The following is a 13892-nucleotide window of genomic DNA, read 5'->3' as shown; positions in this document are numbered from 1 at the left end:
GCTCAGCCCGCGACCGCGACCAGCCCCGGCTCCGCGCTCGACGCGAGGAGCTCGTGCCGCGGCACCACGCGCACGGTGTAGCCGAAGGGACCCGCGGAGCGGAGCGGCACCGTGCCCACGTGCTCCTGCTGCCCTCCGGATCCGCCGACGGGTGCGAGCGCGTGCCGCACGACGTCCGTGAGCACGTCCCCCTCGCCGGTGCGCCCGTGCACGACCTCGACCGTCACGTCGTCCGCGTGGAGCCCGCCGAGCGCGACCCACGCCCGCACGCGCAGCTCGTCGCCCACCTGCGCCTGGGGACCCACGCCCTCCGACTCCACGTGCGCGACCTGCACCGACGGCCAGGCCGCCACGATGCGCCGTCGCCAGGCCGCGAGCTCCCGGGCCCGGGCGTGGTCGTCGGCCGCGACCATCCGCTGGGCGCGCCCCGCCGGGACGTACAGCCGCTCCACGTACTGCCGCACCATGCGGTCGGCGCTGAGCTCGGGCGAGAGCGTCTGCAGCGTGTGGCGGATGTCGTGCACCCAGCCCGCGGGCACGCCGTCCGCGTCGCGCTCGTAGAAGCGCGGCGCGATGCGGTTCTCGATGAGGTCGTACAGCGCCGTCGCCTCCATCGCGTCGCGCTCGGCGCCGTCGTGCGCGCGGTCCGCGGACGGGATCGCCCAGCCGTTGCCGCCGTCGAAGTACTCGTTCCACCAGCCGTCGAGGATCGACAGGTTGAGCGCCCCGTTGAGCGCCGCCTTCATCCCCGACGTGCCGCACGCCTCGAGCGGCCGCAGCGGGTTGTTGAGCCACACGTCGGTGCCCGGGTAGAGGAGCTGCGCCATGCCGATGTCGTAGTCGGGCAGGAACACGAGGCGCCCGCGGATCTCGGGCTCGGCCGCGAACCGCACCAGCTCCTGGATGAGGCGCTTGCCCTCGTCGTCCGCCGGGTGCGACTTGCCGGCCACCACGATCTGCACGGGCCGGTCGGGGTCGGTGAGGATGCGACGGAGGCGCTCCCGGTCGTGGAGCATGAGCGTCAGGCGCTTGTAGGTGGGCACGCGGCGGGCGAAGCCGATGGTGAGGACCTCGGGGTCGAGCACGTCCTCGAGCCACGACGGCTCGACGCCGCCCGGGTTCTGCTCGCGCCAGGCGCGCACGACGCGGCGGCGGGCGTCGGCGACGAGCTGGCGGCGCATCCGGCCGCGGACGTCCCACAGGTCTCCGTCGCTGACGGCCGAGGAGGACCAGTCGGCGCCCGTCGTGTCCGTGGTGCCGAGGCGCTCGCCCGCGAGCGACATGAGCATCGGATCCGTCCACGTGGGCGCGTGCACGCCGTTCGTGACGCTCGTGATCGGCACCTCCTCGGTGTCGAACCCCGGCCAGAGACCGGCGAACATGCCCCTGCTCACCTCGCCGTGCAGCTGCGAGACGCCGTTCGCGCGCTGCGCGAGGCGCAAGCCCATGAGCGCCATGTTGAACACGCCCGGATCGCCGCCGTCGTGCGCCTCCGCGCCGAGCTCCAGCACGCGGTCGCGGGGCACGCCGGGCAGGAGGGCCTCGGTCACGTGCGCGCGGACCAGCTCGACGTCGAAGCGGTCGATGCCGGCGGGCACGGGAGTGTGCGTCGTGAACACGGTGCCTGCGCGCACGACCTGCAGCGCTTCGTCGAAGTCGAGGCCGTCGCCCATGAGCGCGGAGATCCGCTCGAGCCCGAGGAAGCCCGCGTGGCCCTCGTTCGTGTGGAAGACGCGCGGCACGGGCGATCCGGTGATGCGCGCGTGGGCGGCGATGGCGCGCACGCCGCCGATGCCGAGCAGCAGCTCCTGGTGCAGCCGGTGCTCGCCGCCGCCGCCGTAGAGCCGGTCCGTCACGCCGCGGAGGTCGTCGTCGTTCTCGGGCACGTCCGTGTCGAGGAGCAGCAGCGGGATCCGGCCGACGCGCGCCTGCCAGATCCGCGCGTGCAGCGTGCGGTCGGCCGGCAGACCGAGGGCGATCTGGACGGGCCGCCCGTCGGCGTCGCGGAGCACCTGGAGCGGCAGGCCGTCCGGGTCGAAGACGGGGTAGGTCTCCTGCTGCCAGCCGTCGGAGGAGATCCCCTGGCGGAAGTAGCCGGAGCGGTAGAAGAGGCCGACGCCCACGAGCGGCACGCCGAGGTCGGATGCGCTCTTCAGGTGGTCGCCCGCGAGGATGCCGAGGCCGCCCGAGTACTGCGGCAGCGCCGCGGCGATCCCGAACTCCGGCGAGAAGTAGCCGACGGCCTCGGGCACGTCGCCCGCGAGCGACTGGTACCACCGCGGCTGCTCGCAGTACGCGCGGAGGTCGGCCCTCTGCTCCTCCGCCCACGCGACGAAGCCCTCGTCGGCCGCGAGCTCGCGCAGCCGCTCCTGGTCGACCGCGCCGAGGAGCGCCACCGGGTCGTGCCCCGTGCCCTCCCACAGCTCCGGGCTGACATGCGCGAACACGCGACGCGTCGGCTCGTACCAGGACCACCGGAGGTTCCCGGCGAGCTCGTCCAGCGCGGACAGCTCCTCCGGGAGGACGGCACGGACGGTGAATCTGCGGATGGCCTTCACGGGACTCCCTCGGACCGGATCGGCGGCGAGAGGCACCCGCGCGCTCGGCCCCGAGCCTAGGGGCGCGGGGTGGACCGCACCAGGGTCCGCCGCCCGCGTGGACGGCGGCCGGACGCCGGGTGACGGGTCGGCGTCGGGCGTCCCTCCGGCGTCCTCCGGCGCCACGGCGAGCGACAGCCGGAGGGCGCACGGGCTACGGTCGAACAGTGACCACACCCCAGGACGGACCCGATCCCCTCCCCCGCCCGGTGCGCGGCCGTGCGGCCCGCAAGGCCGCCAAGGCCCAGAAGGCCCAGGACGCCCAGCGCCCGCCCGCCCCGCGACCCCCGCTGATCCCCGAGGCGCCTGCCACGCCTGCCACGCCTGCCACGGTGCAGCCCGCCGCGGCCGAGGCCGCCGCCGTGCAGCCCGCCGCCGCCGAGGCCGCCGCCGTGCCCGCATCCGCTCCCGCCCCGCGTCACGCCGCCCCGGACGCCGAGGTCGACGCCAAGCCGGTCGCCGACGCCGAGCAGCTCGACCCGTCGGAGCCGCACGACCCGGCGGACCCGCACGACCCGGCGGAGCACGTCGCGACGACGGTCGTGGAGGCCCCGGCCGCCGAGCCCGCGACCACCCCCGAGACGGCCGAGCCCGCGGCGCCGGCCACCACCCCCGAGACGGCCGAGCCCACGGACGACTACGTCCCCGTCATCGGCCGCATCCCGATCCTGTCGCTCACCCCGCAGATCGAGGACGACCTCTGGCCCGCCAAGAGCTTCGTCCACGACGTCGTGCCCTTCGGCGCGACGGTCTTCCGCGAGGGCCACGATCTCATCGGCGCCGACGTCCTGCTCACCGACCCGTCGGGCGCCGTGACCGCGCACCGCATGTCGCTCGACGCCACGAAGCCCGGCCTCGACCGCTGGATCACGACCGCCCAGCTCGAGACGCAGGGCGTCTGGACCTGGCGCGTCAGCGCGTGGTCCGACGACTTCGGCACCTGGCTGCACAACGCGGAGATCAAGGTCCCCGCGGGCCTCGACGTCGACGTGATGCTCGCCCTCGGCGCCGAGCTCCTCGAGCGCGCCGCCGCGGACGCCGAGCGCGCCGACGACGACCGCGCGGTCCTCCGGGAGGCGCTCGCGGGCATCGCCGACGCCGGTCTCTCCCCCGCCGAGCGCCTCGCCGCCGCCACCTCCCCCGAGGTGCACGCCGCGATCGACCGGATCCCGGTCCGCAGCCTCATCACCCTCTCGCCCGAGCGCACGATCGTCGTCGAGCGCGAGCGCGCCGCCGTCGGCTCCTGGTACGAGTTCTTCCCGCGCTCCGAGGGCGCCGTCCAGCACGAGGACGGCTCCTGGACGAGCGGCACGTTCGCCACCGCCGCGCGCCGCCTCCCCGCGATCCGCGACATGGGCTTCGACGTGGTCTACATCCCGCCGGTGCACCCCATCGGCCGCACCAACCGCAAGGGCCCGAACAACACGCTCACGGCGGGACCGCACGACCCCGGCTCGCCCTACGGCATCGGCTCCGAGGACGGCGGCCACGACAGCATCCACCCCGAGCTCGGCACGGCCGACGACTTCCGCGAGTTCGTGCGGGCCGTCGCGGACCACGGCATGGAGCTCGCGATCGACATCGCGCTGCAGGCGTCCCCCGACCACCCGTGGGTCACGACGCACCCGGAACTCTTCACGACGCTGCCCGACGGATCCATCGCGTTCGCGGAGAACCCGCCGAAGAAGTACCAGGACATCTACCCCCTGAACTTCGACAACGACCCGGAGGGGTCGTACCGGGAGATGCTCCGCGTCATGCGCGTGTGGCTCGGGCTCGGCGTCAAGATCTTCCGCGTCGACAACCCGCACACCAAGCCGCTCGTGTTCTGGGAGCGCCTCATCCACCAGGTGATGCGCGACGAGCCCGACGCCATCTTCCTCAGCGAGGCCTTCACGCGCCCCGCGATGATGCGCACGCTCGCCAAGATCGGGTTCCAGCAGTCGTACACGTACTTCACCTGGCGCAACACGAAGCAGGAGCTCGAGGAGTACCTCACGGAGGTCAGCCACGAGACGAGCGACTACCTGCGCCCGAACTTCTTCGCGAACACGCACGACATCCTCACGCCCTACCTGCAGTTCGGCGGGCGCGCCGCGTACCGGATCCGCGCCGCCATCGCCGCTACCGCGTCGCCCTCGTGGGGCATCTACTCGGGCTACGAGCTGATCGAGAACGTCGCGCGCCCCGGCGCCGAGGAGAACATCGACAACGAGAAGTACGAGTACAAGCCGCGCGACTGGGCCCGCCAGGAGGAGCTCGGCGGATCCATCGCGCCCGAGATCACGCGCCTCAACGAGATCCGCCGCCAGCACCCCGCGCTCCGCCAGCTGCGGAACCTCGACGTGCACTGGAGCGACGACGACTCGATCCTCGTCTACTCCAAGCACCTGGCGGCCGAGCACACGGGCACGGGCGACGCCGACACGATCCTCGTGGTCGCCAACGTCGACCCGCACTCCGCGCGCGAGACCCAGGTGCACCTCGACCCCACCCGCTGGGGCCTCGCCGAGGACGCCGTCTTCGACGTCGAGGACCTCCTCACGGGCGACGTCTACACGTGGTCGACCTCCAACTTCGTCCGGCTCGACGCGTTCACGCACCCCGTGCACGTGTTCCGGGTCCACCCGACCGCATCGAAGGGATGACGGACATGACCGACACCACCCCCCAGCAGGACCCGAGGGACGGCGCCGACGTCGCCGTGCCGACCGCCGCCGAGACGCACCCCGAGGCCGGTGCCGACGTGGTCGTGCCCCCGGCCGGAGGCGACGCGCCCGCCGCGGACGCGCCTGCCGCATCCGACGCGGGCACCCCCGCGGCCTCGTCCGACCCGATCCGCCTGCCCGAGGTCTCCGGCCTCGACCTGCGCGCGATCGCCGAGGGCGTCCACTCCGGACCGCACTCGGTCCTCGGCCAGCACCCCGTCTCCGTCGACGGCGTCTCGGACGACCTCGTGGTCGTCCGGGCCCTCCGCCCGCTCGCCGAGGGCGTCTCCGTGATCCTCTCCACCGGGGCCCGCGTGGAGCTCGCCCACCTCGGCCACGGCGTCTGGCAGGGCGCGCACGTGCTCGGCCTGCAGGACTACCGGGTCGAGGCACGGTACGGCGACGGCGGCACCTGGACCGCCGAGGACCCGTACCGGTTCCTGCCGACGGTCGGCGACCTCGACCTGTACCTCTTCGGCGAGGGCCGCCACGAGCGCCTCTGGGACGTCCTCGGCGCGCAGCACCGCGAGCACTGGGGCGTCGCGCGCACCTACGTCGGCGTCTCCTTCGCCGTGTGGGCGCCGCACGCGCGCGCCGTCCGCGTCATCGGCGGGTTCAACGGCTGGGACGGCGTGCAGCACGCGATGCGCCGCCTCGACGGCAACGGCGTCTGGGAGCTCTTCGTGCCGGGCGTCGAGCCCGGCGTCTCGTACAAGTTCGAGATCCTCACGCAGGCCGGGCACTGGATCGAGAAGGCCGATCCCATGGCCCGCATGACCGAGGTCCCGCCGGCCACCGCATCGCGCGTCGAGACCAGCCACCACGTCTGGGACGACGCCGCCTGGCTGGAGGAGCGCGCCGCGCGCGACCCGCACGACTCCCCCATGAGCGTGTACGAGATGCACCTCGGATCCTGGCGCCCGGGCCTCGGCTACCGCGAGGTCGCCGGCGAGCTCGTCGCCTACCTGCAGGAGCTGCACTACACGCACGTGGAGTTCCTGCCGCTCGCGGAGCACCCGTTCGGCGGGTCCTGGGGCTACCAGGTGTCCGGCTACTACGCGCCCACCTCGCGCTTCGGCAGCCCGGACGACCTCAAGTTCCTCATCGACTCGCTGCACCAGGCCGGCATCGGCGTCATCGTGGACTGGGTCCCGGCGCACTTCCCCAAGGACGCGTTCGCGCTGGCGCAGTTCGACGGCCAGCCGCTCTACGAGCACACCGACCCGCGCCGCGGCGAGCAGCAGGACTGGGGCACCCTCGTCTTCGACTTCGGCCACTCGCAGGTCCGCAACTTCCTCGTCGCGAACGCGCTGTACTGGTTCGAGGAGTTCCACATCGACGGCCTCCGGGTCGACGCCGTGGCCTCGATGCTGTACCTCGACTACTCCCGCGAGGAGGGCCAGTGGCTGCCGAACGTGCACGGCGGCCGCGAGAACCTCGAGGCGATCTCGTTCCTCCAGGAGGTCAACGCCACCGCGTACCGCACGCACCCCGGCATCGTGATGATCGCCGAGGAGTCGACGAGCTTCCCCGGCGTCACGCGCCCCACGAGCGACGGCGGCCTCGGCTTCGGGCTCAAGTGGAACATGGGCTGGATGCACGACTCGCTCGACTACGCGGCCGTCGACCCGATGTACCGCGCTCACCACCACGGCCAGATCACGTTCTCGATGGTCTACGCGTACACGGAGAACTTCCTCCTCCCCATCAGCCACGACGAGGTCGTGCACGGGAAGGGCTCGCTCGTCGGCAAGATGCCGGGCGACCACTGGCAGAAGCTCGCCAACGTGCGCGCCTACCTCAGCTTCATGTGGTCGCACCCCGGCAAGCAGCTGCTGTTCATGGGCCAGGAGTTCGGCCAGCCGTCCGAGTGGAGCGAGGAGCGCGGGCTCGACTGGTGGATCCTCGACCAGCCCGTGCACCGCGCCCTGTTCGACCTCGTCGGCTCCCTCAACCGCACCTACGTCGACACCCCCGCGCTCTGGGCGCTCGACAACGACCCGGCGGGCTTCGAGTGGATCGACGCGGGCGACGCCGAGCGCAACGTGCTCGCGTTCCTCCGCCGCGACCGGGAGGGCAACCAGGTCGCCGTCGTGCACAACTTCTCCGGTGCGCCCATCTCGGGCTATCGGCTGGGGCTGCCGCAGGCGGGCGTGTGGGAGGAGATCCTCAACACGGACGCCGAGCAGTTCGGCGGATCCGGCGTGGGCAACCTCGGCGCCGTCCACGCGGGCGACGACGGCTGGCACGGCCGGCCCGCCTCGGCGGAGCTGACGCTGCCGCCGCTGGCCGGCCTCTGGCTGCGGCTCGAGCAGGATCCGGAAGACCTCACGCCCGTCGAGGTGCCCGCGCACCACGCGCCGGACGCGGACGAGTCGCGCGTCGACGGCACGCCGTTCGGGGACGCGGCCGACGTGCCCGTGCTCCCGCAGTCGCCCGACGCGCAGCCGCCCGCGGAGGGGCTGTCCGCGACCGACGACGCGCCCGGCTCCGACGACGGCACGCCGCGGGTGCCCACGGTCTGATCCCGACCCGACCCGCACGACGACGACGGCGCCGCCCCCTCGGGGTGCGGCGCCGTCGTGGTCCGTGCGGATGCGCGTCAGTAGAGCAGGCGCGTGAGCCGGCGGCGGGCGACCGCGACGCGCGGATCCTCGAGCCCGACGACCTCGAAGTGCTCCAGGAGGCGCTGGCGGATGGCCTCGCGCCCCGCGGCGTCCGCGGACGGGAAGAGCTCGAGCAGGCGCGCGAACGCGTCCTCCACGTGCCCGCCGGACAGGTCGAGGTCGGCGACGAGCAGCTGCGCGTCGACGTCGCCCGGGGCGGCCGCGGCGGCGCTGCGGATCTCGTCCGCGGTCGTCCCGTCGAGGCGGTGCAGGAGGTTGACCTGCGCGAGGCCGGCGACCGCGAGCGCGTCGCGCGGGTTCTGCGCGATGGCCGTGCGGTACTCCGCGGCCGCCGACGCGTAGTCGCCCTGCTCGATGAACGCGTAGGCCTCCGCGTGGTGCGGGGGCAGCGGCTCCTCGACCGGCGCCGCCGGGGCGGCGGACGCATCGGGCGCGACGGCCGTGCCGGTCACCCCGTTCTGCTGCGCGAGCTCCAGGACCTGCTGGAGGACGTCGCGCACCTGGTCCTCGGGGATCACGCCGGCGAACAGGCCAACGGGCCGACCGCCGATGAGCGCCGCGACCGTGGGCACGGGCTGCGCCTGGAACGCCTGGCCCAGCTGCGGGCTCTGGTCGACGTCGATCCGGACGAGCAGGACGCGCCCCGCCTGCTCGGTGATGATCCGCTCGAGCACGGGCGAGAGCTCGCGGCTGCTCGCGAGCCCCGTCGACACCAGCTCGACGACGACGGGCACGATCGACGAGATGTCGAGGAACTGCGTGAACGACGCGTCGTCCGCGGCGAGCACGAGGCCCGGGACGTCCACCGTCTGCGGCGAGGCGGGCGCACCGGCAGGAGCACCGGGTGCGCCGGGTGCGCCACCGGCGGGCGCGGCACCCGCCGGGGCCTGCGCGCGGTTCACGAGGGACGAGAGGTCGACGGCGCCGCGGAGGCTGGCGGCGGAGGGGGGCACGTTCGTCATGGGAGCTCCTTGGCCGAGGTGATGTGGGTGCTGGAGGCGTAGAGGCGGATCTTCTCCCCCGAGTTCACGGGGGGCACGTACATGAGCATCTGCGCCGTGCGGACGGTGTCGAAGCCCTTCGCGGAGTCGGTGAGCCCGGTGATGGCCTGCACCTCCGGGTTCGCGTTGACCTTGGCGCCCTGGGCGGTCGGCTTCGCGACGATGCCGAGCTTCACGGTGACGCTCACGAGCGCGCCGGACTCGACGGTCGACATGGCGACGGGCGTCGCGGAGTCGGCCGCGGCCGAGAACTCCACCGAGCCGGTCTCGCCGATCGAGGCCGGGAAGTCGACCTTGCGCTTGGCGTCCTGCGCGCGGACGCCGTCGTCTGTCGCGTCGAAGAGGGACGCGAACTCGCTCTGGTCGCCCTTGTTCAGCAGGTCCGCGTACGCGGCGGAGAGCTGGTCCGGCTGGACCGCGAGCAGCTTCACGTCGGGCGCGAGCCGTGCGGCGCCGATCGCGGCGGGCGCCACGTCCGGCAGCGCCGCCGTGGTGGAGATGGGCATGGCGTACAGCACGCGGTAGTTCTCCCGCGGGCTCGTCTGCACGAGCGTGAGCGAGAGGGTCGGCGCGTCGTCCGCGTCCGGGTTCTTCACCACGGCGGCGATCGTGCGGGGCCAGGCGACGGTCGCCTGCGGCAGCGTGAGCTGGAGGTCGCCGGCGGGGATGGCGGGGACGGCCGCGATGTCGGGCTTCGCCTTCCGCACCTGGTAGTCGGACGTGCGCTCCTGGAGGGCGGGGCCCGCGAAGCGCGGGGACAGCTGGCCGGCGTCGAGCGCCTGGTCGGCCGCGGTGGCGACCGCGGAGACGCGCGAGACGATGCGCGCGGCCTGGTCGTCGGTGACGACGGGCGGATCCGCGTCCTCGGCCTCGCGCGCGGCGTCGAGCGACGACGTGGGGGTCGGCGTCGGGGTGGACGCGGCACCGGCCGTGAGCGCGGCGGGCGCTCCCGTGGTCGTGCAGCCGCTCAGAGCGAGGCCGGTGACGACGAGGACGGGCAGGGCGATCATGCTGCGACGACCGCGTCGCGGGGCGGGCGGGGCGGCGCCCGTGCCGGCGGTGAGCGCGGCACGGCGGGCGGCCGGGCCGATGCGCGGGATGCGGGGGCCGCCGCGCGGCGGCAGGTTGCGGCGCGGGCCGCGGCTGCGGCGGAGGTGGCGGATGGCGAGGAGGTAGAGCACGAGGCCCACGATCAGCAGGACGATGCCGCCGATCACGAGCGGGAGGACCCATGGTGACTCGCCCTCGGAGGGCCAGGACAGCGTGACCTCCGCGGGGGCCGCCGCCGTGCCGTCCGCGGCGAGCAGGACGCTGACGTCGTCGGGGAGGCGCGTGCTGAGCGACAGCTCGCCCTCGCCGGTCTCCTCGGAGAGCCAGAGGTCGGATCCGCGCGGGTCCGTGACGGCGGAGGTGACGGTCGCGGGCGTGCCCGAGCCGCCCTCCGGCGCGGGCGAGCTGCTGGGCGCGGGCGTCGGAGTGGCGGCCGCGGGTTCGACGACCTCGCTGGTCAGGGCCCCGGTCTCGTCCATCGCGATGCGCGTGTAGGGGCTGGTGCCCACCCACGCCTCGACGTCGGTCGTGGGGCCGTACGCGGCGAAGACCTCGCCGTCGCCGCGGGCGACGGTGTCCTGCAGGCCGGGGTGCGCGTTGAGCGTCTTCCCGCTGATGACCGTGTAGGCCGCGCCCCCGGCGGAGGACGTCGACGCGGTGATGCGGTCGGGTCCGGCCAGGAAGGTGTGCTGGGCGACCCCCAGGCCGATCATGAGGGCGGCGACCACGAAGGTCGCGATCGCCAGGACGAATCGCACGGGTGTCTCCTCTCGTGTCGTCGCGGGCGGCTGCGGTGATGGGCGGCGGCCGGCTCGGCGACCGCGGCGGCCGACGAGCGCGATGCCCGGGCGACGCTCCGCCGACATGCGGGCGGGCGGCGGCGGACGACGACATCGAAGGATACCGGACGACCCTGGGAGCGCCTCCCCTCCCCGCCCGCGACCCGGAGGCGGCCCGGGGGCGTACCGCGGACCGGGAACGCCGGTCTCGGTAGGATCGGCACCTGCCGTGCCCGCCACCGCGTGCGCGGACGCCCGACAAGGAGTCCCCGTGCCCCACGACGACACCCCGTTCAGCCCTGCCATGCGCGGCTACAACCGCGACGAGGTCGACCGGGCGGTCGGCGACCTGCGCCGCGAGCTGATCCGCTCGAACCAGTTGGCGGCGGAGGCCCGCGCCGAGGCCGAGCGCCTGCGCCGCGTCGAGGGGGAGCTGCGCGACGAGCTGGAGGAGGTGGGCAGCCCCACGTTCGCCGGGCTGGGATCCCGCCTCGAGGCGACCCTCCGCGTCGCCGAGGAGCAGTCCACGCGGCTCGTCGCGCAGGCCGACGCGGACGCCGCGCGCCTCCGCCGCGCCACCCAGGAGGAGACCGACGCGCAGCGCGCCGAGGCCGAGGCCACCGCGCGCCACCTCGTGGACTCCGCCCGGGCGCAGGCCGAGCAGATCGTCGACGCCGCCCGGCGCGAGGCCGACGACCTCCGGGAGCGCGCGGACGACCGCGCCGAGGGCCTCCGCAGCGACGCGGAGCGCGAGGCCGCCGCCCTCCTCCTCCGCACGCGCACCGAGGTCGCGGACCTCCGCGGCACGGCCGAGCGCGAGACGGATTCCCTGCGCGCCGAGGTCGCGCGCGAGGTCGCCGAGCTCCGGGCCCGGGTCGACCGCGAGACCGACGAGGCCCGCCGGGATGCCGCCGACCTCGCCCGCGACAACGCCCTGGCCCGCGGCGCCCTCGAGCGCGAGCTCGCCGATGCCCGCGCCCGCCACGACGAGTCCGTCGCCGAGGAGCGCGCCGACCTCGACCGCGAGATCCGCGAGGTCGAGGAGCGCCTCGGGCTCGATGCCGAGACGCAGCGCATCGCCCTCGCCCAGCTCGACGAGCAGACCCGCGCCGACCTCGACCGCGAGGTCGAGCAGGTGCGCACCGACCGGGATCGGGAGCTGCAGGCGTCCCGCGAGGACTTCGACCGCCGGATGCAGGCGGAGCGCACCGCGTTCGACCGAGACGTCGAGGAGACCCGCGCCTCGCTCGAGCGCGAGATCGCCGAGACACGCGAGGCGCTCGACCTCGAGGTCGCCACCGCCCGCGCCGAGCTCGCCCGCGATGTCGACGAGGCCCGCACCGACCTGGCCCGCGACATCGCGGCGGGCACCGAGGCGCTCGCCCGGGAGACCCGGGCCACGCGGGAGCAGCTGGAGCTCGAGGCGGTCACCGCGCGCACGGCCCTCGAGCGGGAGATCGCCGAGGCCGAGGCGCTGGAGGCCGACCGTCGCGAGGCCGAGCGGCTCCGGCTGGAGCGCGAGGCCGCTGAGACGCGCCGGATCCTCGCCGCCGAGGCCGACGAGGCGCGACTGGCCCTCAGCCGCGAGATCGAGCAGGGGCACCTCGACCTCGACGCCGAGATCACCGCCCGGCGCGACCACGACGCGCGCGACGCCGCCGAGCGCCAGCGGGATGCCGCCGAACGCACCGCCGCGTACCTGGGCGAGGCCGAGGCGCGCCTGCAGGAGGTGACGGCGCTGCTCGCCTCCACCCGTCAGGAGGCGGAGGAGCTCGCGGTCGAGAGCCGCGAGTCCGCCCGCACGGTGCGCGAGGAGGCCGACCACGACGCCCGTGCGGCCATCGCCGACGCGGAGCGCCGCGCCCGCGAGACCCTGGCCGACGCCGAGCGCCGCGCCCGCGAGACGGTGGCCGACGCGGAGGAGCGCCTCGACCGCATTAGGATCGAGCGCGAGGCGGTGGCCGCGTACCTCGAGAACGTCCGCGGCGTGCTGACCCAGGCGGATGACGCCTCCTCCGACGATTCCCGCACCGTGCGCTGAGCGCCCGCCGACTCGGAGGTCCCGACGTGAAGATCCACAACCCCTACCGGCTCGGCCTCCTGGCCGGCCTCGGCGTCCTCACCGCCCTCGTCATCGGCGGCGCGCTCGTCTCGCTCGGCAGCGTCCTCACGTACGTCGGCACCGCCATCTTCCTGGCGCTCGGCATCGATCCGCTCGTGACCTTCCTCGAGCGCAAGGGGGTGCCGCGCCCCGTCGCCATCCTCGTGATCTTCCTCGTGCTCCTCGGCTCCCTGGCCGGGGTCCTCCTCGCCGTGATCCCCGTGGTCGTGAACCAGGCGAGCGCGCTCGTCACGCAGATCGTCGAGTACGCCCAGAGCGTGAGCGGCGACCAGTTCATCGCGAACCTGCAGTCGTTCGTGCCCCGCGAGGTCTTCGACGTGCAGAGCGGCGCCGACCAGCTCATCACCTACCTGTCGAACGCGTCCAACGTCGCGACCATCACGGGCAACGTCATCAACGTCGCCTTCACCATCGGCAACTTCCTCTTCGGCACGGTCATCATCCTGATCCTCACGATGTACTTCACGGCCTCGCTCAACTCCTTCAAGAGCGGCCTCTACAAGCTGGTGCCGGCGACGCGGCGCGCGCGCTTCGCCGACATCGCCGAGCAGATCACCCAGTCGGTCGGCCGCTACGTCACGGGCCAGGTGGGGCTCGCGCTCTGCAACGGCGTGCTGAGCTTCATCTACCTGAGCATCGTGGGCGCGGCGCTCCCCGCCGTGTGGGCGTTCATCGCGTTCCTCTTCTCGCTGCTGCCGCTCGTGGGCACCATCACCGGCTCCACGCTCATCGTGCTCGGCCAGGTCGTGCTGCTGCCGGAGTCGACGAACACCTGGATCGCGGTGGCGGTCTACTACCTCGTCTACATGCAGATCGAGGCGTACGTCCTCAGCCCGAACATCATGAACCGCGCGGTCAAGGTGCCCGGTGTGGTGGTGGTGATCGCCGCGATCACGGGCGGCACGCTGCTCGGCGTGCTGGGGGCCCTCATCGCGGTGCCGGTCGCCGCCGCGGTGCTGCTCATCATCCGGCAGGTCGCCGTGCCGCTCCAGAACGAGCGCTGACGCC

The 13892-nt window shown here is 74.0% G+C and carries 7 protein-coding genes; 4 read left to right on the top strand and 3 right to left on the bottom strand.

All coding sequences use genetic code 11. The features are described from left to right. Positions 1-2 precede the first annotated feature (2 nt). Positions 3-2558, bottom strand: coding sequence for an alpha-glucan family phosphorylase (gene glgP / locus ACU4ZT_RS07235; protein WP_445338535.1), 2556 nt, complete (start codon positions 2556-2558; stop codon positions 3-5). 581 nt (positions 2559-3139) lie between these two features. Between glgP and ACU4ZT_RS07230 the strand changes: the two genes are divergently transcribed. Together ACU4ZT_RS07230 and glgB are read left to right on the top strand one after the other, a co-directional pair. Next, the gene (locus tag ACU4ZT_RS07230) at positions 3140-5245 is read left to right on the top strand and encodes an alpha-1,4-glucan--maltose-1-phosphate maltosyltransferase (RefSeq protein WP_445338635.1); all 2106 of its coding nucleotides are present in this window, start codon (positions 3140-3142) and stop codon (positions 5243-5245) included. Continuing rightward, positions 5242-7830, top strand: a complete 2589-nt coding sequence (gene glgB / locus ACU4ZT_RS07225; protein ID WP_414763280.1) for a 1,4-alpha-glucan branching protein GlgB — start codon at positions 5242-5244, stop codon at positions 7828-7830. Before ACU4ZT_RS07230 ends, glgB begins: the two co-directional genes overlap by 4 nt. A 77-nt stretch (positions 7831-7907) precedes the next feature. On the opposite strand, the gene ACU4ZT_RS07220 is transcribed toward glgB, so the two are convergent. Then, positions 7908-8894 (bottom strand): tetratricopeptide repeat protein, encoded by a 987-nt coding sequence (locus tag ACU4ZT_RS07220; RefSeq protein WP_445338533.1) that lies wholly within the window; start codon positions 8892-8894, stop codon positions 7908-7910. Further along, complete coding sequence (locus tag ACU4ZT_RS07215; RefSeq protein ID WP_270980376.1) at positions 8891-10741, bottom strand: DUF8094 domain-containing protein; 1851 nt, start codon at positions 10739-10741, stop codon at positions 8891-8893. Before ACU4ZT_RS07215 ends, ACU4ZT_RS07220 begins: the two co-directional genes overlap by 4 nt. 292 nt (positions 10742-11033) lie before the next feature. Between ACU4ZT_RS07215 and ACU4ZT_RS07210 the strand changes: the two genes are divergently transcribed. Further along, complete coding sequence (locus tag ACU4ZT_RS07210; RefSeq protein ID WP_063072685.1) at positions 11034-12803, top strand: coiled-coil domain-containing protein; 1770 nt, start codon at positions 11034-11036, stop codon at positions 12801-12803. A 26-nt stretch (positions 12804-12829) separates the two neighbouring features. Next, positions 12830-13888 carry an AI-2E family transporter gene (locus ACU4ZT_RS07205; protein WP_063072684.1) on the top strand — a complete coding sequence of 353 codons (1059 nt, stop codon included), beginning with the start codon at positions 12830-12832 and terminating at the stop codon, positions 13886-13888. Positions 13889-13892 lie beyond the last annotated feature (4 nt).

It is taken from the genome of Clavibacter davisi, from assembly GCF_052751415.1.
Note: the sequence above shows the minus strand (reverse complement) of the source record. Positions and strands in the feature narration are given on the sequence as shown.